General features: G+C 74.9%; 14 protein-coding genes and 1 tRNA gene. 7 read left to right on the top strand and 8 right to left on the bottom strand.

Annotated elements, in window-relative coordinates; all coding sequences use genetic code 11:
* Nucleotides 1–264 precede the first annotated feature (264 nt).
* The 3 genes from imuA' to Cph01nite_RS06465 are packed head-to-tail and all read left to right on the top strand — an operon-like array spanning nt 265 to nt 6,291.
* Nucleotides 265–1,119, top strand: a complete 855-nt coding sequence (gene imuA' / locus Cph01nite_RS06475; protein WP_203672431.1) for a DnaE2-dependent mutagenesis accessory factor ImuA' — start codon at nt 265–267, stop codon at nt 1,117–1,119.
* Nucleotides 1,116–2,807, top strand: a complete 1,692-nt coding sequence (locus Cph01nite_RS06470) for a DNA polymerase Y family protein (RefSeq protein ID WP_203672429.1) — start codon at nt 1,116–1,118, stop codon at nt 2,805–2,807. Before imuA' ends, Cph01nite_RS06470 begins: the two co-directional genes overlap by 4 nt.
* On the top strand, nt 2,800–6,291 hold the full coding sequence (locus Cph01nite_RS06465; protein WP_203672427.1) for an error-prone DNA polymerase: 3,492 nt from the start codon (nt 2,800–2,802) through the stop codon (nt 6,289–6,291). Before Cph01nite_RS06470 ends, Cph01nite_RS06465 begins: the two co-directional genes overlap by 8 nt.
* A 106-nt stretch (nt 6,292–6,397) precedes the next feature.
* Here the strand turns inward: Cph01nite_RS06465 and Cph01nite_RS06460 are convergent, their stop codons facing one another.
* Nucleotides 6,398–7,039 carry a maleylpyruvate isomerase N-terminal domain-containing protein gene (locus Cph01nite_RS06460; RefSeq protein WP_203672425.1) on the bottom strand — a complete coding sequence of 214 codons (642 nt, stop codon included), beginning with the start codon at nt 7,037–7,039 and terminating at the stop codon, nt 6,398–6,400.
* Between the two features lie 109 nt (nt 7,040–7,148).
* Nucleotides 7,149–8,195, bottom strand: coding sequence for a Fic family protein (locus Cph01nite_RS06455; RefSeq protein WP_203672424.1), 1,047 nt, complete (start codon nt 8,193–8,195; stop codon nt 7,149–7,151).
* A gap of 220 nt (nt 8,196–8,415) precedes the next feature.
* Here Cph01nite_RS06455 and Cph01nite_RS06450 point away from each other — a divergent pair, with 220 nt between their 5' ends.
* Nucleotides 8,416–9,393: a hypothetical protein gene (locus Cph01nite_RS06450; RefSeq protein ID WP_203672423.1), complete on the top strand. Its 978-nt coding sequence runs from the start codon at nt 8,416–8,418 to the stop codon at nt 9,391–9,393.
* A 169-nt stretch (nt 9,394–9,562) separates the two neighbouring features.
* Here the strand turns inward: Cph01nite_RS06450 and Cph01nite_RS06445 are convergent, their stop codons facing one another.
* From Cph01nite_RS06445 to Cph01nite_RS06420, 6 genes are all read right to left on the bottom strand, one after another.
* Nucleotides 9,563–10,663, bottom strand: a complete 1,101-nt coding sequence (locus Cph01nite_RS06445) for a DUF3322 and DUF2220 domain-containing protein (RefSeq protein ID WP_239069088.1) — start codon at nt 10,661–10,663, stop codon at nt 9,563–9,565.
* A 134-nt stretch (nt 10,664–10,797) separates the two neighbouring features.
* Entirely contained in the window at nt 10,798–14,187 is a 3,390-nt protein-coding gene (locus Cph01nite_RS06440) for an ATP-binding protein (RefSeq protein ID WP_203672421.1), read from the bottom strand.
* On the bottom strand, nt 14,184–14,876 hold the full coding sequence (locus Cph01nite_RS06435; RefSeq protein ID WP_203672420.1) for a DUF4194 domain-containing protein: 693 nt from the start codon (nt 14,874–14,876) through the stop codon (nt 14,184–14,186). The genes Cph01nite_RS06440 and Cph01nite_RS06435 overlap by 4 nt, the downstream gene beginning before the upstream one ends.
* On the bottom strand, nt 14,869–16,341 hold the full coding sequence (locus tag Cph01nite_RS06430) for a DUF3375 domain-containing protein (protein WP_203672419.1): 1,473 nt from the start codon (nt 16,339–16,341) through the stop codon (nt 14,869–14,871). The genes Cph01nite_RS06435 and Cph01nite_RS06430 overlap by 8 nt, the downstream gene beginning before the upstream one ends.
* A 248-nt stretch (nt 16,342–16,589) precedes the next feature.
* Nucleotides 16,590–17,399, bottom strand: a complete 810-nt coding sequence (locus Cph01nite_RS06425) for a hypothetical protein (protein WP_203672417.1) — start codon at nt 17,397–17,399, stop codon at nt 16,590–16,592.
* A gap of 377 nt (nt 17,400–17,776) precedes the next feature.
* Nucleotides 17,777–17,859, bottom strand: a tRNA-Leu gene (locus Cph01nite_RS06420).
* A 175-nt stretch (nt 17,860–18,034) separates the two neighbouring features.
* On the opposite strand from Cph01nite_RS06420, the gene Cph01nite_RS06415 reads away from it, so the two are divergent.
* The 3 genes from Cph01nite_RS06415 to Cph01nite_RS06405 all read left to right on the top strand — a co-directional run bounded on the left by Cph01nite_RS06415 (nt 18,035) and on the right by Cph01nite_RS06405 (nt 21,671).
* Nucleotides 18,035–19,255, top strand: a complete 1,221-nt coding sequence (locus Cph01nite_RS06415) for an AI-2E family transporter (RefSeq protein WP_203672415.1) — start codon at nt 18,035–18,037, stop codon at nt 19,253–19,255.
* Nucleotides 19,256–19,312: 57 nt separating this feature from the next.
* Entirely contained in the window at nt 19,313–20,260 is a 948-nt protein-coding gene (locus Cph01nite_RS06410) for a PaaX family transcriptional regulator (protein ID WP_239069077.1), read from the top strand.
* 136 nt (nt 20,261–20,396) lie between these two features.
* Complete coding sequence (locus tag Cph01nite_RS06405) at nt 20,397–21,671, top strand: cellulose binding domain-containing protein (RefSeq protein ID WP_239069076.1); 1,275 nt, start codon at nt 20,397–20,399, stop codon at nt 21,669–21,671.
* The last annotated feature ends 91 nt before the right edge of the window (nt 21,672–21,762 follow it).

The raw sequence follows: 21,762 nt of genomic DNA, 5'->3' as shown, positions 1-21,762 counted from the left end.
TCGACGCCGACGCGGCGGGCGGACCACCCGCCCCCGGCGGATTGACACCTCACCGGTGTCAGCGTGTACTGGCATCATCGAACATGTGTTCGATCGCGGTGGTCCCGGTGCTCGGGTTCGAGCTCCTGGGACGCGGGCGCGGTCGGGTCACGCGCCGGCGTCAGGGGGCCGTCGGCGCGTGACCCGGCGTGCGCCCCTCGTGGTCGACGGCCCTGGGGGCGGGGCGTCGTGAGATCAGGACGCGGGTCAGGACGAGGAGCAGGCGTGACCGGGACCAGCACCATCGAGCGCGCGGCACGTGCGCGCGCCGCGCTGGCAGCCGCTGAGCTGCGCACCGGCGCACGCACCGTGCTGGCCGGTGCCGCCCCGTCCGACGCGCCCCGCCTCGACCCGTCCACCCCGGGCACGGCCCGTCCCGCCGCGCCACCGCTCGACGTCGTGGCCCCCGACGACGCGTCGGCGCTCACGTCAGCACCCCGACGCACGTCGCTGCTCACCAGCGAGCGGCCGCCCCTGCCGGTGCCGCCACCGCTGACCGACCTCATGCCCGACGGGCTGCGCCGCGGCGCGACCACCGCGGTGCTCGGGTCCACGTCCCTGGCCCTCGGGGTGCTCGCGCACGCGTGCGCGTCGGGGGCGTGGGCGGTCGCCGTCGGGCAGCCGCGGCTCGGGCTGCTGGCCGCCGCGCAGGCGGGCGTCGACCTCGCGCGCTTCGCCCTGGTCCCCGAGCCGGGCGCCGACGCCGCCCTCGTGCTGGCCGCCCTGGTCGACGGGATCGACGTGGTCCTCGTCGGGCCGGGCGCCCCGCTGGCCGACGCCGACCGGCGGCGCCTGTCCGCCCGAGCGCGCGAGCGCGGCGCCGCGCTGCTGACCACCACGACGTGGCCCGGCGCGTCCGTCGTGCTCGACGCCGGGCCGGCGCGGTGGTCGGGCGTCGGCGCGGGCGACGGGCGGCTGCTCACGTGCGAGGTGCAGGTGCGCCGCACCGGCCGCGGCAGCGCCGCCGTCCCGACGTCGGCCGACGTCGTGCTGCCGTTCGCGCCCCCCGGGGAGCACGTGCCCCCCGGTCCCGTGCGCCGCCGTCCCCGGACGGCCGGCGGGTTGCGGCTGGTCGGATGAGCACGCGGACGACGGTCGTGTGGGTGCCCGACTGGCCGGTGGTCGCGGCGATGGCCGCCGACGAGGTCCCCGTCGACGTGCCGGCGGCTGTGCACGACGGGCGGCGGGTCACCGCCGTGTCGGCGCTCGCACGCGCCGACGGGGTGCGCCGCGGCATGCGACGGCGCCAGGCGCAGGGCGTGTGCCCGGAGCTGGTGCTGCTGCCCACCGACGACGCCCGGGACGTCCGGCTGTTCGAGCCCGTGGCCGCCGCGACCGAGACCGTCGTCGCCGGCGTCGAGGTCGCGCGGCCCGGTCTGCTGCTGCTGCCCGCGGGCGGCGCGGCGCGGTACCACGGCTCGGAGGAGGCGCTCGCGGAACGCCTCGTCGACGCGGTCGCGCGGGCCACGGGGCACGAGTGCGGCGTCGGGACGGCCGACGGGCTGCTCGCGGCGGTGCTGGCGGCGCGCACCGGCGCGGTCGTCGAGCCCGGGGTGTCGGGGGTGTTCCTCGCCCCCCACGGCGTCACCGAGCTCGTCCACGCGACGACCACGCCGGAGCAGGCCGCGGAGGTCACCCGGCTCGTCGACCTGCTGCACCGGCTGGGGCTGCGCACGCTCGGGGCGTTCGCGGCGCTGCCCGGGGCCGACGTGCACGCGCGGTTCGGACGGCTCGGGACGTGGGCACGCACGCTCGCGCGCGGGCTCGACGAGCGCCCACCCGCCCGCCGCCGCCCCGAGGCCGACCTCGAGGTGAGCACCGCGCTCGACCCGCCGGTCGACCGGGTCGACACCGCGACCTTCGCCGGGCGGCGCCTGGCCGAGCAGCTGCACGCCGACCTCGTCGCCCGGTCCGTGACGTGCGGGCGCCTGCAGATCGCCGCCCGCACCGACGACGGCACCGAGCTGGTCCGCACGTGGCGCACCGACCTGGGTGGCTGGGGTGCGCTCGCGGCTGCCCGCATCACCGACCGGATCCGCTGGCAGCTCGACGGGTGGCTCACGGCGTCCGCGGTCGCGACGGCCCGTGACCGGCGCCGCGAGGCGCGCGAGCGGGACCGCGGCGCGTGGTCCGCGCACGGCCCTGTCGACGTGCGCGCACCCGGCGACGAGGACGACCTGCCGCCCGTCGCGCTGGTCCGGCTGACCCTCACGGCGCTCGACGTGGCACCCGCGGGTGCGGAGGCCACACAGCTGTGGGGCGGACCGTCGGGCGGTGACCTGCGCGCCCACCGCGCCCTGGAGCGGGCGCAGAGCATCGTCGGCGGGCCCGGGGTGCTCACCGCGACGCTGCAGGGCGGGCGCGACGTGCGCGACCAGGTGCACATGCGGCCGTGGGGGGAGCAGAGCGACCCCCCGCGCCCGCTCGACCGGCCGTGGCCGGGGCGGCTGCCGGACCCGGCGCCCGCGACCGTGCTGGTCGACCCCGTGCGCGTCGAGGTGCGCGACGTGCACGGCACGCCCGTGCGCGTCGACCGACGGGGACGGCTGAGCGGGCCGCCCGGCAGCGTCCTGGCCGGCACGGGGCAGGACCAGGTGCGCGCCGTCGCCGGGTGGGCGGGGCCGTGGCTGCTGTCCGACCGCTGGTGGACGCACCCCGGCGCGGCCCCGCAGGTGCGCGCCCACCTGCAGGTCGCGTTCGACGACGGCGGGGCGCTGCTGCTCACGCACACCGACGGGACGTGGACCTGCGAGGCCGACTATGACTGAGCGTCGCGTCCGTGGACGCACCGTGCACGAGGCCCGCGCGGACTGGCCGCCCCGGTACGCCGAGCTGCACGCGCACTCGGCGTTCAGCTTCCTCGACGGGGCCAGCCAGCCCGAGGAACTCGCTGCCGAGGCGGCGCGCCTGGGGCAGAGCGCGCTGGCGCTGACCGACCACGACGGGCTGTACGGCGTGGTGCGGTTCGCGCAGGCCGCGCGGGCCGTCGGCCTGCCCACGGTGTTCGGGGCCGAGCTGCACCTGCCCGCGCCCGACCCGCGCCGCCACCCGCGGGAGAAGCGCCCGGCCCCGGGCCCCCCGGTGCTCGACGCGCCCACCGGCGTGCCCGACCCGCGCGCGAGCCACCTGCTGGTGCTCGCCCGCGGCCCCGACGGGTACCGGGCGCTGTCCCGCGCCATCGCCGAGGGGCACCTGCGCACGGGGCGCAAGGGCGCGGCGGAGTACCACCTGGAGGAGCTGGCCGAGGCAGCCGCCGGGCAGTGGCTGGTCCTCACCGGCTGCCGCAAGGGCGCGGTGCGCCGTGCGCTGGCCGGGGGGGACCCGTCCGGGGTGCTCGGGGTCGCCCCGGGCGGGATCGACGCGGCGCGCCGTGAGCTCGACCGGCTCGTCGCGCTGTTCGGCCGGGACAACGTCGCGGTCGAGACCACCGTGCACGGCGACGCGTACGACACCGACCGTGCCGACGCGCTCGCGACCCTCGCGGCCGACGCGCGACTGCCGCTCGTCGCCACCGGCAACGTGCACTACGCCACCGAGCGTGACGCCGACCTGGCGCAGGCGCTCGCGGCCGTGCGTGCACGCTCGTCGCTGGACGACCTCGACGGCTGGCTGCCCGGGGCCCCGGTCGCGCACCTGCGCTCGGCGGCCGAGATGCTGCACCTGCACCGCCGGCACCCGAGCGCGGTGACGACGGCGGCGGACCTGGCCGCCGAGTGCGCGTTCGACCTGTCGCTCGTCGCACCGAGCCTGCCGCCGTACCCCGTCCCGGACGGCCACACCGAGGCGACGTGGCTGCGCGAGCTGGTCCGGCGCGGCGCGCGCGAGCTGTACGGGCCGCCGGACGCCGAGGCGGTCCCCGGCGCGCACGCGCAGCTCGCGCACGAGCTGCGCGTCATCGAGGACCTCGGGTTCCCCGGCTACTTCCTGGTCGTCTACGACCTCGTCGACTTCTGCCGGCGCAACGGCATCCTCGCGCAGGGGCGCGGGTCGGCCGCGAACTCCGCGGTCTGCTACGTGCTGCGCGTCACGGCCGTCGACCCCGTGAAGCACGGCCTGCTGTTCGAGCGGTTCCTCGCCCCCGAGCGCGACGGCCCGCCGGACATCGACGTCGACATCGAGTCCGCCCGGCGTGAGGAGGTCATCCAGCACGTCTACGCGACGCACGGCCGCACGCACGCCGCGCAGGTCGCCAACGTCATCTCCTACCGGCCGCGCTCGGCCGTGCGGGACGCCGCCCGCGCCCTGGGGTACGACGCGGGCCAGCAGGACGCGTGGTCCACGTCGATCGAGCGGTGGGGGAGCCTGCGCGGGCAGGAGAAGCCGAGCCCGTGGTGGCACCTGACGCGCTCCGGACCCGTGGGCCCCGCGCCCGAGGTGCCGGGGCTCCCCACGGCCGACAACCACGACGTCGTGCCGACGCGCCTGCCGCCGTCGGCCGCCGAGGCCGAGGACATCCCCGAGCACGTCATCGACCTGGCCGAGCGGTTCCTGCGCCTGCCGCGGCACCTGGGCATCCACTCCGGGGGCATGGTGATGTGCGACCGGCCCGTCATCGAGGTGTGCCCCGTGGAGTGGGCGCGCATGGAGGGACGCACGGTCCTGCAGTGGGACAAGGAGGACTGCGCCGACGCCGGGCTGGTGAAGTTCGACCTGCTGGGCCTGGGCATGCTCACCGCGCTGCGGCTCGCGTTCACCGAGGTGCAGAAGCACGAGGGCGTCACGCTCGACCTGCACGGGCTGCCGCACGAGGACCCCGCGGTGTACGAGCTGCTGTCCGCAGCGGACACCGTCGGGGTGTTCCAGGTGGAGTCCCGCGCGCAGATGGGGACGTTGCCGCGGCTGCGCCCGTCGACGTTCTACGACATCGTCGTCGAGGTCGCCCTCATCCGGCCTGGGCCCATCCAGGGCGGGTCGGTGCACCCGTTCATCAACCGCGCCAAGGGTCGCGAGAAGGTGACGTACCTGCACCCGCTGCTGGAGAAGTCGCTCGGCAAGACCCTGGGCGTGCCGCTGTTCCAGGAGCAGCTCATGCAGATGGCCATCGACGTCGCCGACTTCACGCCTGCCGAGGCCGACCAGCTGCGCCGTGCCATGGGGTCGAAGCGGTCGATGGAGCGCATGGAGGCGATGCGCGAGCGGCTCATGGACGGCATGGCCGCCAAGGGTGTGGGGCCGGACGTGCGCGAGCAGATCTTCGACAAGCTCAAGGCGTTCGCCGACTTCGGGTTCCCCGAGTCGCACGCGTACTCGTTCGCGTTCCTCGTGTACGCGAGCTCGTGGCTCAAGGTGCACCACCCCGCCGCGTTCTACGCCGGGCTGCTCGCGGCGCAGCCCATGGGGTTCTACTCCCCGCAGTCCCTGGCGGCCGACGCCCGCCGGCACGGGGTGGAGGTGCTGCGCCCCGACGTGCTGGCGTCCGACGTCCTCGCCGCCGTCGAGCGGCTCGCGCCCGCACCGCCCGGCGGGGAGCCGCGCCTGGTGCCGTGCCCCAGCGGCACCGGCCCGGCCCGGCCCGCGGGGGTGCGCACCGGGGAGGGGTCGGTGCGCACCCTCGCGGTGCGGCAGGGGCTGACGCAGGTGCGGACGATCGGCGAGGACGTCGCCCGCGCCCTCGTCGACGAGCGTGACGCCCACGGGCCGTTCACCGACCTGCACGACCTGGTGCAGCGCGTGCAGCTGAGCACCGCCCAGCTCGAGGCGCTCGCCACCGCCGGGGCGCTCGGGTCGCTGGGGGTGGACCGTCGGGCCGGGCTGTGGGCCGCCGGTGCGCTCGCACAGGAAGGGCCGGACACGCTGCCCGGCGTCGCCGTGGGCGTGAAGGCGCCGACACTGCCGGGGCTCTCCGACGTCGAGGTCGCCACCGCCGACGTGTGGTCCACGGGCGTGTCCGTGGACTCCTACCCGACGCAGTTCGTCCGCGAGGGTCTCGACGCCGCCGGGGTGCTGCGGGTCGAGCAGGCGTTCCGCACCGAGGAGGGCCGCCGGGTCGCCGTCGCCGGCGTCGTCACCCACCGCCAGCGTCCCGGCACCGCGAACGGGGTGACGTTCCTGTCCCTGGAGGACGAGACCGGGCTGCTCAACATCGTGTGCTCGGCCGGTCTGTGGCAGCGGTACCGGCGGACGGCGCGGACCGCGAAGGCGATGGTCGTCCGAGGGCGGATCGAGAAGGCCGACGGGGCGACGAACCTCGTCGCCGAGCACCTGAGCCCGCTGTCGCTGAAGGTGCGCAGCTCCTCACGCGACTTCCAGTGAGGGGACCCGTATCGCCTTGCCGACTCTGGTCCTGTCGTCACCAGGCGTCGGTGAACCGCACGAGGCGGTCACGGATGCTCGCGACTCATGAGAGCGTCGCGAGGCCTCAGAGCACCCTGAGCGCGTCGGTCGTGTCGCGCTCGCGGCGCGTCAGGGCGTGCAGGACCTCCCCGTCGCCGTGGCGGAGCCGGGCGGCGCCGACGAGCACCTCGACCGCCGCGGCCACCGTCTGCGAGGGGGCGCGGACGTCGCTCCGAAGACTCAGCGCCAGATCCTCCGTGTGCACCGCGAACTCGACGCACCGTGTTCTCAGGTACTCGTCGAGCAGCAGGGTGCGACCCTGGTGGCGCACCGTGAGGCGTCGGTCGGCGGGCTCCCGCCCGAGACGCCCGCGCAGGCGCTCGCGCGTGCCGACCAGCTGCTCCACCAGTGCGGTCACGCCCGGGGACGCCGTCTGGGCGCTGCGAGCACGCACCCCGGTGTTGAGCGACGACGACATGTCGGACGTCCCGCTGAGGTCGGCGTAGTAGCCCTCCGCGGTCACGGGCGACGCTCCCTGGTCCAGGGGGCCGTCGAGGTACCACTCCACCTGCAGGACGCTGCGCGCGAGGTGCGCGGCGAGCTCACCGACGCTCATGCCGGGCAGCACCGAGGGCTCGTCCCATGCGGCCGACACCTGGTCGCTCGTCACGAGCTCGACGGCGACGTCGGCACCGCAGGCGTAGGCGTCGCGCGCCGGAGTCGACATGGCGGGAGTCTGGCAGCAGCGACACCGTCGGTCGAGAGCGCCCGCGCCGACCGAGGGCCGGCGGGGGACGCCTGCGAGTGTTGCTGGTCGACACGAGGTGGGCACCGGGTCAGCGGGTGGTGCGCCACGCCGCGCTGCGGCCCACGCCGTCGACCTCGACGAGGCCGTCGTCCCGGAGCCGGGTGAGGACCAGGCGGATGGTGGGGTCGGAGACGTCGGGGAGCGCGGCGCGGACGTCGCTGATGCGGAAGGGCGTCGGCGCGTGGCGCAGGGCGTACGTGCGGACGCGCTCCTGCTTGCTGCTCCCGCGGCGCGCGGCCTCGGTGAGCGTCGCGAGCTGCTCGGAGCAGTCGGCGAGCCCGCGGACGACGTAGCGCAGCCAGGGCCACGGGTCGTGCTGGCCCCGGTGCCAGTCGGCCGTCGAGTCCAGCAGGGCGGTCGAGTAGGTCGCGGGGGACACCAGGATCGCCGCGTCGAGCGACACCCAGCGCGTGACGTCGTACCCCGCGTCCTGGAGCAGGACGTGCGTCAGCGCGCGGGCGACGCGGCCGTTGCCGACGGTGAAGGGATGGATCGCCAGGAGGTCGAGCACGAAGAGCCCGGTCAGCAGCACGGGATGGTGGCGGCCCGCGTCGAGCGCGCCGTGGTACCGGGCGATGAGCTCGTCGAGGAACTCGGGGGTCTGCGCGACCGGCACCGGGGTGAACCGCTTGACGCGGGTGGTGCCGGGAGCGCGCTCCACGACGACGTTCTCGACCCGCTTGAGACGCCCCCCGGGCGTCGGGGTGTACCGGAGGAGGTGCCGGTGCACGTCCAGCAGGAGGTCCACGTCGACGGGCCGCCGCGGGGCCCGGACGAGGTGGTCGTGCGCGTCGCGGCAGCCGGCGAGCTCCTGCTCGTGGCGGCCCTGCAACCGGTCGTCCTGGCTCGCGACGATCGCGCCGGCGCGTCGGCGCTCGACCGCGATCCCGTCGAGCGCGCACGACGCCTCGATGCTCGCGGCACGTGCACGCTCGGTCAACGACGCCATGAGTGCGGGGAGGAGGTCGGGGTACGACTCCGCGCGACCTCGGACGGTGTCGACCGTCCTCAGGTCGGCGACCACGGTGAACGGCACGGCGCCGACGAGGGCGTCGAGGTCGGCGAAGGACTTCATGGGCTGCCGTCCGTTCTGATCATCACAATCCGGGGCTCACATCAGCCAGTTTATGCCCCGAATAACGAGTTTCCGCATCGATGTCGTCGCAGGTCGGGACGACCCCGTGCCGACGGGGTGGGCTCTCGTGCGGTGCCACCACCACCGTGAGGGCGTCGCCGCGCAGGACTTCACCCCGGCGAGCCGTCCGCGGCACCGCACGGACCGCCACAATGCCGACATGGCCGATGACGCCCGGGGGGGCATGCGGGCCGACGCGATGCAGGTGCAGGGCGCTGCCGCCGTCGGCCCGGGCGAGGGGTCCGCCGCCGACCGGGGACTCCCGGCGGGCGAGCTCGCGACGTCGCTGCTGAACCGCGGGTGGGTGGTCGGTGGGTGCGAGGAGTGGCAGTGGCGCGTGGGAGGCACCGTCCACGCTCGCGTCCTGACCTCGTGCGACGGGGCCTGCCTCGTGCTCGGCGAGATGCTGCCGGGCGACTGGACGGGGCACCTGGACACGGCGACGCTCGTCGCCCGGCTTGACGACGTGGAACGGCACCGGGCGGGACGTCCGCTGCCCGGGTGGGCCGTGACCGACAGCCTCCTGGCCGACGTGGCGTTCGTCGCTCGACGCACCCGGTCCTGGTGGCACGCCTGGACGGTGGTGCGCGGTGCGGACCATGCGCTGACGGTCACGACGACGACGGGCCCGCTGGCGGCCAGGCACCCCGCGATCACGTTCACCCCCCGGCCGGCCCGGGAGGTCGCCCGGAGCCCTCAGACGGTGCGGCTGCACCTCGACGGGCACCCCGAGCGGACCTTCTGGGCCCGCCGGCTGCTGACGCTGGCGAACACGGTGCAGGGCCACCACGACCTCACCACGGAGCTGTGCGACGTCACGGACGACGTCGACGCGGCGTGGGAGGTGCACGGTGTCCTCGACCCCCGCGGGGGCTGGTGCTTCACAGGCTCGTGCCACGGTGGGTGGCGCCGCGGGCACCCGCTGCACCCCCTGGTGACGGTGACGCTGACCCGCACCCCGGGCGAGGTGCAGGTTGAGCTGTGCGGCGCGGAGCCCGGGGTCATGACCTCGTCGTGCCGGGTCCCCGTCGAGGAGCTGGCGACCCGGCTCGACGAGATCGAGGCGCACCGACCGGGCAGGTCGGCCCCGGTGTGGCCGAGGACGACCGTGCCGACGTGGCAGTGCCTGCTGACGTGAGCGACGGTTGCTCACGTCAGCGACTCACCGCGACGTCGCGTGGCGCCGTGCCCGGGCGGACCCGTCGGTGCCCGGTGAGACGACGAGCATCCTCGACGCAGGTGGGTGTCGACTTCGACGTCCACGGGCCCCGGATGCCCGTCGTCGAGATCGTCCGGCCGGCCTGGTCCTACATGAAGTGCGAGCCCTGCGACGGTGCTTCGGTCAGAGCGGCCACGAGCTCGGCAGCGACGACCAGCGGCAGCCGCTCCTGCTCGATGCGCCTGACCGGAGCAGCTCCCCGTGTGGTGACCGCGTAGTACGCGGTCCGCTCGACCTCGGTGAGCGAGGTCAGGTCGACGGCGGTGCGCTCGATCCGCCGCCCGCGCCGGTCGCGGACGACTCCGAGGTCGCCGTAGCGGTGGATCGTGTCGGCGTCCATGAGGATCGAGGTGACCGTGCACGCGGCGCCTCCCTCGTCGGACGGGGTCGCGAGCGCTGTGCGGAACCGATCGAGGATCTCGAAACCGTCCGCGTCGAGGTCGCCCCAGTAGACGACCCGCTCGGCGCTCCGCACCCAGGGGACGTCGGCCAGCAGCCACGTCGCGGCCTTGCCCGATCCCTCGACGACGATCGTGCCGGGCAGGTCGGGGAAGTCGAGGCGGCAGTCGCGGTTCTCGACGACGAGCACGGTCCGCGGGCGGTATGCCAGACGGTGCGAGTCACCTGACGTCCACGCATCGTGCCGCCGCGCGCCCGTGGCTCTGTACTCCGGATCGACGTAGGTCAGGTGCGCCACAGCCGAGCGTCGCCGCAGGTGCGCCCGGACGTCCCAGCCCGCCAGGTCGCGCAGCAGCGTGCCGTGCCGGGGCAACCACTTGGTGTCCATGCCGGGCACGGGAAGCTGACGTTCCGTGAGACGGGCGATGTCGTCCGGGTGGTCGCCGAGCCAGTCGAGCGCCGCGCAGAGCACCTCGACGTCCGCGTCGTCGAGGCGTGCGACGCGGACGAGGACGGCGGGCTCCACACGGGCCCCGTGCTGGAGGAGCGTGTGGGCGGTGCGCCGTAGTCGCCCGATCCTGGCGCCCAGCTGCGGCTCGACGGCCTCGACGAGCGACACGGCGGCATCCAGTCCCTCGACGTGCAGGGCATGCGGTGCGCGGGGGTCGAACGCCGCGCCGCGCTCGAGGGTGCACCCGGCGGGGATGCGGTCCTCGACCTCGCTCCACGCGTCCGCCCAGGTCTGCCACGCACCGAGGTCGACCGCCGCAGGGCGTGTCCTCGTGGTGATCCCCGGGTGGAGGAGGACGTGCGCCGCGTACGCGGCGCCTCCCCGCAGCTCGGCGAGGACAGAGGTCGCTCAGGTCTGCTCACCGGTGCGAGCCACGACCCGCGCGGCGTCGGCAGGCAGCACCAGGTGGGGTCTCACCGCGTACCCGCATCCTCCGGCACACCCGCGACGGGCTTGGTGCGCGAGCGCCCCGCCGTGTCCTTGAGCACGACGTACTTGAGGTCCACGTGCGGCTCGAGCGCGCTGAACTTGTCGTTGGGGGCGCCGATGACGAGCTGGAAGCCCAGTCCCCGCCAGGCACCGACCGCGCGACCCGTGAACCGCGCGTCGGCCTTGATGAGCGCCTCGTCGAGGAACACCGGCGCGTACCGGGGCCGCGCCGCGCCCGCGTCGCCGAGCTGGTAGCGCAGCGCCGCCCCGACGATGAACGCCACGAGCTCCTGCGACTCCCCGCCGGACTTCTCCCCGATGTGGTCGTACAGGGCGACGTGCTCACCGTCGAGGTCGACCTTCTCGGCCGACAGCCGCACGTGCCGGCGCACGTCCACGAGGTCGGCGAAGTCGGGGGACGTGCGCCGGATGCGGTCGATGACCTTGGCCATGCGGTGGTACCGGCGCTCACGCTCGGCGTCGGTCGCCTCGGTGGACAGCACCTCGCGCAGGTCCCGCAGCTCCTTGCGGAACCGCGCGACGACGGTCGACTGGGTGTCGCGTGCGTCGATGCGCAGCCGGTGGTGGTCGTCGGCGAACGGCAGGTCCGCGAGGATCTCGTTGACCGGGCGGATGCGCTCCTTGATCTCGCGCACCGAGCGGGCCAGCGCGCTGTGCAGGTCGGCCAGGTCGTTGCCGGACAGGCGCAGCAGGCTGGTGCGCCAGTCCGCCTCCAGCTCGTGCAGGCCGTGCGTCTCGAGCTCGGTGAGGATGCGGGCGTAGTCGCCGTACGACGCGTCCGGGTCCGTCCCCAGGTTCGGGTCGGGCCAGCGCTCGACGAACGTCTCGAACGTGCGCCGCAGGGCGTCCCGCGCGGTCGCGACGGTCTGCTGCGCGCTCTGGCGGTCCGCGCGCAGCAGGTCCGCGGCGCGGGCCACGATCCCGTCGAACGCGGCGAGCGCGGCCGCCGGGTCCTCGGGCGCGGGTCGGTCGTCGACGGGTGCGTCGCCCGGCTCGGTGGCGCCCAGCACCTGCGACAGGTAGGAGCGCTGCTCGGCGTCCAGGCGCGTGCCGGCGTCCTGCGCGGCGTCCAGGGCCCCCTGCGCGGCGTCGACCTCGTCCGTCGTCGTCGACCACCGCTCGCCCAGGTCGGCGGCCGCGCCCTTGGTGCGGCCCAGCTGCTCGCTGAGCTCCTGGATGAGCACCTCGAGCTCGGCGCCCCGCTGCTGCAGGCGCACCACGTCCGGGTTGCCGGACGTCACCTCGCCCACGACCCGCTCCCAGCGGTCGCGCTCGGCCTCGACCGCCGCGACGTCGACCTGGTCCCACGTCAGCTCGACGACGGCGGCGTAGGCGCGCAGCGTCGCGTCGTGCCGGTCCCACGCCGCCTCCGCGGCGTCGACCCGTGCCTCCGCGTCCGCCAGGCGGGCCTCCGCCCGGGCGACCTGCCGGTCCAGGTCGGCCAGCCGGCGCGTGTTGGTGAAGCCGAGGACGTTGGGCTTGCCCTGGCCGCCGTGCGCGCCGCGGCGGCCCTCGGAGACCTGGCCGGCGCGCGTCAGCGCCTTCTCGTGCTGCGCCAGCTCACCGGTGGTGTCGACGCACACGTACGCGAACCGGGAGGCGAGCTCGCTCTTGAGCCAGCCGGTGAACGGGCCCTGCCGGTAGTCCAGCCGGCCCGGCAGCGTGCGGCCGTCGAGCCCGACGTCGTCGCGCATGCCCGTGGGCACGCCCTCGAACCGCAGGCGCCGGCTCGTGCGCACGGTGTCGATCGCACGGCGGAACGCCTGCAGGTGCGCGACATCGATGAGCATGAGCGTCGCGAAGCCCCCGAGGGCGAGGTTGAACGCGTCGCGCCACGGCTCGTGCTCCGTGCGGACCTCCACCAGCTCGGCGACGAACGGCAGGTCGTCGGGCGTCAGGCCCGCGACCTTCGCCAGCGCGGCGCGCGTGGCGTGCAGGTCCGCCGGCACGTTGTCGTGCCGGTGCTGGGCGTCGGCCTGGTCGCGGCGCAGCACCGCGAGGTCCACCGACGCCTCCTTGCGCTCCGACATCGCGTCGAGGAGCGACTGCCGGGCGCTCGCCTTCGCGTCCGCGTCGGCCAGCGCCTGGCGGGCGCGCGCGACGAGGTCCGTGAACTCGTCGCCCGACGTCACAGAGGTCCCCAGCGTGGAGGTGAGGACCTGGTCGAGCCGGGCGCGGGCGCGGCGCACCTCCTCGACACGGGCCGCGACCCCGCGCAGCTCCCGCTGCGCCGTGGCCAGGCGGTCACCCCCGGACGCCCACAGCGTCTCCTTGACGCCGTCGAGCTCGACGCGTGCCGCGGTGACGCGCGCCGAGGTCTCGGCGGCCAGGCGCTGCGCCTCGCGGTGCCGGTGCTGCAGGTCCGCCTCGACGTCGCGCAGCAGGACCAGCCGACGCTCGTGACGCCACAGCGCCGCGGGCGACGTGCCGTCGTCGAAGCCGCCGACGGCGTCGACCACCCGCAGCCGTGCCGCGGCCTGCTCGATCGCGGCGCGGTGCTCGCGGATCGGCTCGAGCGACTTCACCTGCTGGCGGGCGGTGATCATCTGCTCGCGCGTGCCGGTCAGCTTGTCGAACTGCTCGACCACCGCGTCGGCGGTGGCGAACGTGTCCGGGTCCTCCAGCACCATCGCCTTGTACAGGGCGTCGACGGTGGTGATCTGCTGCCCGGCCTGGATGCGCCCGAGCAGGGCGACCGCCTTGCCGCCGTCCCCGGACGCCCCGATGCCGAGGGTCGAGTGCAGGCGCGCCGTGAACTCGCGGTCCGTGTCGAAGCACGTCAGGCCGGTCGCCGCGACGGCCGCGCGCGCCAGGCGCTGCCCGGCGGCGGGCTCGAGGCCGCGCAGGTCGAACGGCGTCTCGCACGTCGCGCGCACCGCGGTGACGTCCTCGAGGGTCCGCGCGGCCGACGGCACGTACCAGGCGCGCACGCCCGTGAACGACGTCCCGGCCTGGTCGACCCACGTCATGGCGATCGCCGACCAGGTGTCCTTGCCGTCGCCGCGCAGGACCCGCTGCCGGGTGCCGTCCTGGGTGCGCGACTCGTCGAGCTTGCCCCGTGCGTAGGACAGGATGTTGCGCTGGTCCTTGCCGCGCGGCCGCCCGACGACGCCGCCGTTCGAGGCCCCGTTGAACGGCGTGGTGTGGGGCATGAGCAGGGCGATGTAGGCGTCCATCAGGGTGGACTTGCCCGAGCCCGAGCCGCCCGAGAGCAGCGTCGCGGTCGAGGCGAGCCGCACCCGGTGGTGGCCGTCGTAGCCGCCCCAGTTGACGAGCTGCAGGTCCAGCGCCACCCACTGCTGCCCCGTCGACGCGGCGGGGATCAACCCGAACAGCGTGTCGACCATCGTCATCGTGCCGTCTCCTCGTCGTCCGGGGTCGCGGGGGCGTGCTGGGCCCGCAGCCACTCGCGCAGCTCGCCGAGCCGCTCCGTGCTCAGCACGATCTCCACCAGGGGGGTCACCCGGTAGCGGCCCTCGGACTCCTCCTCGATCACGCCGTCGCGCGCCAGGCGCGCGACCGCGGTCCGGATCTCCCGCTGGTGCGTCGCCACGTTCGTGTCGTCGGGGTCGAAGTACGTCAGCGCGGTCGCCTCCAGCTCCTCGACGTCGACGCGGGCGGACGTCTGGCCGGCCCCGCGCTCGCGCTGGAACACCGTGCGCAGGTGCACCAGCACGAGCGTCTCGGCGCGCGTGTACGGCTCGTCGCGCAGCAGCACCGGGACGTCCAGCTCCGCCGAGCGGACCTGCCGCTTGTACGCGATCCCGCGGTCGTGGTCCACGACCAGGTGCACGAACAGGTCGTGCAGCCGCGACTCGATCACCTGCTGGTTCTCCAGCAGCGTGCGCCACTGGGCCGCGTGACGGTCGGCGAGCAGGAAGCGCCGCTGCAGCAGGCGCACCAGGACACGGCGCACGTCGGCGTCGAGCGTCCCGGTGTCGCCTGCGAACAGCTCGGCCGGGTCGTCCTCCATCGCGACCGGGGCGATGAAGCCCGGGTCCTGCGCCTCGGCGTCGTCGTGCACGACGTCGGTCTCAGTCATCGCCCTCGTCCTTCGTCGTGGTGCTGGTCGCGCCGAACGCGAACCGCCGGCGCGAGCCGTCGGGCCGGACCGCGTCGACGAACGTCAGCTCGTCGCTCTCCGTCATGCCGCGCTGGTGCGCGATCTCCAGCAGGCCCAGCAGGTCCACCGGTCGGCGCAGCTCCGGCGGGGCGGCGCGGAACGCCGCCGCCAGGTCGACCGCGGGGGAGTCGGCTCCGAACACCCGCAGGTGGGCGTCCAGGTCGGCGTAGTGGGGACCGCCCCACGCGCGGGCGTCCGCGTCGGACGCGTCGAGGTCGTCGTCCCACGCGGTGAGCGCGTCGGGAGGCTGCGGGGGGCGCAGGTCCGCGGGCGTCCGGCGCAGGTGCTCGACCTCGGCAGCGGGCAGCCGGCGCAGGGGCTCGACGGCGTGCCACCGCCGCGAGGCCGGCAGCCACGTCTGCAGCCCCGTCATGACGTCCCGCAGGAGGTCGTCGACCTGGCGGTCGCGCAGCGGGTCGTGGTGGCGGACCTGCGCCGTGATGACGTACGAGGCCTCCCGCTGCGCCGCGAACACCTGGTCCAGGCCCTGCTCGATGCGGCGCACCACCTCGCGCAGCTCGGCGCGCTGCGGCGGGAGGAGCCGGGCCGCGAACCGGTGACGCAGCACGGTGTCGAGCTGCGTCGCCAGCTCGTCGAGCCGCTGCGGGTCACCCAGGAGCCGCAGCGCGCCGGCGAACGCCCGTCCCTCCGGGGTCGCGTCCATCACCTGCTCGCCGCGGCGCAGGTACTCGCGCAGCACCTCACCCGTGGGCCGGTCGTCCCGGCGCAGCGCGGTGACCACGTCGCGCTGCATCGCCTTGATCGACTCGGCGACGCGCGCGAAGTCGGCCGGCAGCTCCCGGACCAGGTGCAGGACGTTCTCGGCCTCCTCGAGGAGCTCCTCGTCGTCGACCTCCTCGATCTGCCCGGTGCGCTCGAGCCGTGCGATCTCCGCCTGCAGGCGGCGCACCTCGGTGTCGAGCCGCGCGATGCGGACCATGACGTCCGGGTCCGCGTCCAGCGCGAGCCGCTCCACGGCCTCCAGCAGCGTGCGCACGCGCGACTGCGACACCCGGGCGCGTGCGCCGCCGGCGCGCCCGGCCACCTCGAGCGCCCCCACCGCGTGCGCCGACAACCGGTACACCTCGAGGTCGTCGTCGACGACCTGGCGCACCAGCCACCCGGCGTCGGCCCACTGGCGGCACAGGTCGCGCGGCCCACCGACCGGCAGGTCCTCGCCGTGCCCCGCCGCACGCAGCTGCTCGAGCGCGTCGCCCACCTCGGTGTGCGCGTCCGCGACCGGCACGCTCGGTCGCTCGGCCGTGAAGACGAGCGAGAGCAGCGCGACCACCAGGGGGGCGTGCCGCTTGTGCAGCAGGTCGAGCATGGGGTTCTGGAACGCCCGGACGGCGCCCAGGTACGCCCCTTCGGCACGAGTGATCATCGCGGGACAGCGTAGGTGCCCGGGCGACCGCGGCCGGAACCGGACGCGCGGGGTGCCGCGACGCGTGCCGCGTCGGGGGCCGTGCGCGGCGGGCGGTGCCGAGCGTCGACGCGTTCTCTCGAACGCCTCGGGAACGTTCCGTGCCATTCATCGCGGCGTCGCGCGGCATTTCCCGGAACCCGGGACACGGCGGTGCGCGCGAGGACTCCGGGCAGCGAACGCCGGGAGCCCTCGCGCGCGACGCCGGATCAGAAGGCGACGTTCTGCGTCCGGGTGTACGTGGTGTAGGTGCTCCCCGGGTAGAACGTGCCGCTGGTGACGGACACGGTGGCGCCGGTGAAGGCGGACCCCGACGTCAGCGTCCCCGTGAACGTCTGGCAGCTCTGGTTGCTCACGGAGTGGCTGGCGCTGGCTCCGCCCGCGGTGATCGACAGGAAGGTGCTCGCGTAGGAGCTCCGGCCGCACAGGGTGACCGAGTAGGACGCGCTCGTGCCGCCGCGGGTCCCGGTGATGGAGCCGGTGGCGGTCCCGAGCGGCACGGTGTTGTTGTAGCCGCCCGTCACCGCGACGGAGACGGTCCGGGTGGTGGGCGTCGCGGGCGGCAGCGTGGGTGCGGGCGTGCTGGTGACGACCACCGTCTGGTTGCGGGTGTACGTGGTGTAGGTGTTGCCCGGGTAGAAGGTCCCGCTGGTCACCGTCGCCGTCGCCGTCGTGATCGCCGAGCCGGACGTCAGGGTGCCCGTGAACGTCTGGCAGCTCTGGTTGCTCACGGAGTGGCTCGCGGTCACGCCCCCCGCGGTGAGCGTGAAGAACGTGCTCGCGTAGGAGCTGCGGCCGCACAGGGTGGCCGTGTAGTCCGCGGTCGAGGCGCCCGTCGAGGTGATGGTGCCCGTCACGGTGCCCAGCGCGACGGTGTTGTTGTAGCCGCCGGTGACCGAGACGCTGAACGGCACGGGGCTGGCGTGCGCCGCGGTCGCCGGCAGCGCGACCCCTCCGGCGGCGACCAGCGCAGCGGCCAGCAGGAGGCGCGCGGGGCGCAGGGAGAGGGTTCTGGTCATGGTGTGCTCCTGACGTCGTTGTCGGAAGTGCCCGGTACGGGGATCACAGCAGAGCGGCGCGGGGAAGTACACCGGCGATTTCTGAAGAATGTTCTGGTATACGCGGGCAGATGCGCGAGAAAATGGACGGGCGACCAGGAAGGAATGGCACGTCGAACGGGCCCGTCGGGCGGTGCGCCGGCTCGCCGACCGGCGTCGGTGCACCGGTCGGCCGGTGCGTGCCGGTCGCGGGCGCCGCGCTCGGCGACGCCTCGGGTCGAGGTTGCCGTGGCGGACGTCCCGTCCGGGCTCGCCCCGAGCGTGCCGGGCGAGGAACCACGAAGGCCCCCGATCGCGTCTCCGCAGATCAGGGGCCTCGCAGTCGCTGTCTCAACGAGTGTCCGGAGGGGGACTTGAACCCCCACGCCCTTTCGGGCACTAGCACCTCAAGCTAGCGCGTCTGCCATTCCGCCACCCGGACAGGTGGACGTCGCGGAGCCGTTTCCGGCCCCTCGGCGCGGCAGAGAACATACCACGGTGCAGGTGCGGACCCCGCATCGGGAGGTGCTGCGCACGTCTGCGGTGGGTCGACGCGCACCCGCCGCACCCGGGGGGCAGACTGCACGTGACGGTTCCCCGCGGGTGGAGGTCAGCGCATGGTCGACGTGTCCGAGACCCGGTCGACCCCGGGGTCCGCCGGCACTGCCGCACGACGTGTCGCCGGGGGCCGGCGCAACCCGGCCGTGGCCGGCCGGGACGACGTGGCGCCACGGTGGCTGCGACGGTCCGCCGGGGTGTCGTGGCGGCTGCTCGTGGTGCTCGCGGCGGTCGTCGTGGTCTTCTACGCGACGTCCCGGGTGATGCTGGTGTTCGTCGCCGTCTTCCTGGCGCTGGTCTTCACGGCGGTGCTGCGCCCGCTCGTCGAGCTGATGGCCAAGGTCATGCCCCGCGGGCTGGCCACCGCGCTGTCGCTGCTCGGGGGCATCCTGTTCTTCCTCGGCATGCTCACGTACGTCGGGTACTCGATCGCCACGCAGTGGAACGACCTGAGCCGGCAGTTCGCCGACGGTATCCGCCAGATCACCGACTTCCTGGAGTCGGGGTCGCTGCCGTTCACCATCACCAGCGAGCAGATCGCCGAGTGGATCGACAACGGGCTGGCCTGGGTCCAGGAGCACGCGGGCGACCTCGCCGGCCAGGCCGCAGCGAGCGCCGGCTCCGTGGCGATCGGCTTCACCGCCGTGGCGCTGGCCGTGTTCTGCACCGTCTTCTTCCTCGCCCGCGGCGCGCAGCTGTGGACCTGGTTCCTCAACCAGCTGCCCGCCCGCACCCGCTCCACGTGGATGGTCGCCGGGACCGCCGGCTGGTACACGTTCTCCGGGTACACGCGGGGCACCGTCATCATCGCCATCGTCGACGGCGTGCTCGCGTTCCTCCTGCTGTCGGTCCTGCAGGTCCCGCTCGCGGCGCCGCTGGCGGTGCTCGTGCTCATCGGCGCGTTCATCCCCCTGATCGGGGCGCCGGCCGCCATGGTCGTGGCGATGATCGTCGCGCTCGCCGCCAACGGGCTGTGGTCCGCGGTCGCCGTCGGCGTGGGCATCGCCCTGATCGGCCAGCTGGAGGGGCACATCCTGCAGCCGCTGATCATGGGCAAGCAGGTGTCGCTGCACCCGGTGGTCGTCGCGCTCGCGGTCACCGCCGGCACCCTGACCGCCGGCATCCTCGGTGCCGTCATCTCGGTGCCGTTGGTGGCCGTCGCCTGGGCCGTCTTCGCGCGGCTGCGCACGCTGGACCCGCCGATGGAGGAGGACGAGGACGAGGTGGCGGACGACGAGGCGGAGCCCGCCGACGACGAGGCGCAGGTCGTCGACCGATAGCTGCGGTGCGCGCCGCCCGGGGCTCCGTGCCGCGGGCGGCGGCAGTAGGTTGGCGACGTGGAGGCGCGCGCGGAGGTGGCAGCACCCGACGCGCCGCGGATGCAGGCGGGTCCGAACCCGCAGCACCTGCTGACCACGGTGCTCGGGGAGTACCTCGACTCGTCCGACGCCGCGTTCCCCTCGGCCGCCGTGGTCGCGGTGCTGGGCGAGTTCGGGATCAGCCCGGCGAGCGCCCGTGCCGCGTTGTCGCGCCTGATCAGGCGCGGACTGGTCGCGGTGGCCGAGCAGGGCCGGACCCCGCGCTACCACGTGACGCCCCCGACGATCGCTCGGCACCGGTCGACGATGCACCACTTCCTGGCGTTCGGGGCCGAGCCGCGGCAGGCGACCGGGCGCTGGCTCATGGTCGCGTTCTCGCTGCCCGAGCCGCGCCAGTCGCAGCGTCACGCGGTCCGCAAGGCCCTGGGTGCGCTCGGGTTCGCCCGCCTGTACGACAGCGTGTGGATCAGTCCGGGCACCGACCCGTCGCCGGTGCGTGACGCGATGCGCGACCTGCTCGACGACGTCCCGGGTGCGCGGTGGTCCGTCATGGAGACGCGGTTCGAGGACGAGAGCGGCCCGGGCGGTCCGGCCGCCGCGTACGACCTCGCGGGGGTCGCGGCGGCCTACCGGGCGTTCACGCAGGAGCACGCCGGGCTCCGGGCGCAGGTGCGCGCGGGGACGGTGGGTCCCGCACGGGCCCTGGTCGCGCGCGCGACGCTCATGGACGGGTGGCGTCGCTTCGCGCTGACCGACCCGGACCTGCCGGCGCACCTGCTGCCGTCGACCTGGCCGCGGCAGGCCGCGCGCGCGACGTTCCTCGAGGTGCACACCGCTCTGGGGCCGCTCGCCCAGGACCGGCTGGTGCAGCTGATGACGCCGTCGTGGCCCGAGGCGGCGACGTGGGTGACGCACTACGTGGCCGCGGACGACCCCCACCGGGGGCCGCTGGGCGGGCGTCGCTGACGTCCGCCCGCGGGCGGAAACGTTTCGTCGTCGCCGAGCCGTGCCCGATCGCTCGACATTTGTCGTGACTGCAGCGACGGTGAGTGCACATGCGAACCTGCCCGCTGCGGCGGGCCCCACTCTCGGAGGTACCCCTGTGGGACGACGAACGATCGGGCGCGCCGCGCTCGCCGCGGTGCTGTCCGCCGGTGCGCTGGTCGCGGCGGCCGTCCTGACGCCGGCAGCCGCGGCGCCCGGCGGCACCGGGCCGAACCCCGCCGACTACTCCACGACCGGCGCCCTGCCCAACCACACGGTGTACCGGCCCGTGAACCTGCCGGCCGGGCGGATGCCCGTCGTCGTCTGGAGCAACGGGGCCTGCTCCGCCGACGGCACATCGGCACAGAACTTTCTCAAGGAGATCGCCTCGCACGGCTTCCTCGTGATCTCCAACGGGCGCCCGGGCGGCAGCGGCAGCTCGACCTCCGCGTGGCTCACGCAGGCGATGGACTGGGCGGTCGCCGAGAACTCGCGGTCGCAGAGCGCCCTGTTCAACCGGCTCGACACCACCCGGATGGGTGCCGCCGGGTTCTCGTGCGGGGGCCTGGAGGCGTACGCCGTGTCCGGGGACCCGCGCGTCGCGACGACGGGCATCTTCAGCAGCGGGCTGCTGAACGACGCCGACGACTACATGCTGCGCCGCCTCGACCACCCGATCGGCTACTTCATCGGCGGACCGAGCGACATCGCGTACCCGAACGCCATGGACGACTGGGGCAAGCTGCCCGCGGGGCTGCCGGCGTTCATGGGCAACCTCAACGTCGGCCACGGCGGCACCTACCACGAGCCCAACGGCGGCGAGTTCGGCCGCGCGGCACAGCTGTGGTTCCGGTGGCAGCTCAAGGGGGACACGCAGGCCGGGCGCGCGTTCGTGGGCCCGAGCTGCGGCCTGTGCGGGACGGCCTGGACGGTGCAGCAGAAGAACCTGACGCTCGCGGAGCCGACCCCGACGCCCACCCCGACCCCGACCCCGACCCCGACTCCGACTCCGACGCCGACGCCCAGCCCGACGCCGACGCCCACGCCCAGCCCGACGCCGACGCCCACGCCCAGCCTGACACCGACGCCCACGCCGGGTACGTCGGCGTGCACCGCGTCCTACCAGGTCACCAGCCAGTGGGGCGAGGGCTTCGTCGCCGACGTCACGGTCCGCGCCGGTGCCGCCACCGGCGGGTGGGCGGTCCGGGTGACGCTGCCGGCGGGCGCGGGTGTCGCGCACGTCTGGAACGGGACGGTGAGCGGGACGGGCGGGTCGGTCACGGTCGCCAACGCGCCCTGGAACGGGCGGCTCGCTGCGGGTCAGAGCACGAGCTTCGGCTTCCAGGGGACCGGCAACGGGTCGGGCGCGACCGTCTCGTGCGAGGCCGCCTGACGGCCACGGAGCCCGGGTGCGGCGCGGCGGGTCTCGAGGGCGGCCCGCCGTGCCGTTGCCCGCACCGACCGTCGAGCGCGGTACCCGCGGT

Source organism: Cellulomonas phragmiteti, from assembly GCF_016862775.1.
Lineage (GTDB): Bacteria > Actinomycetota > Actinomycetes > Actinomycetales > Cellulomonadaceae > Cellulomonas > Cellulomonas phragmiteti.
This window is presented reverse-complemented; position numbering and strand designations above follow the sequence as displayed.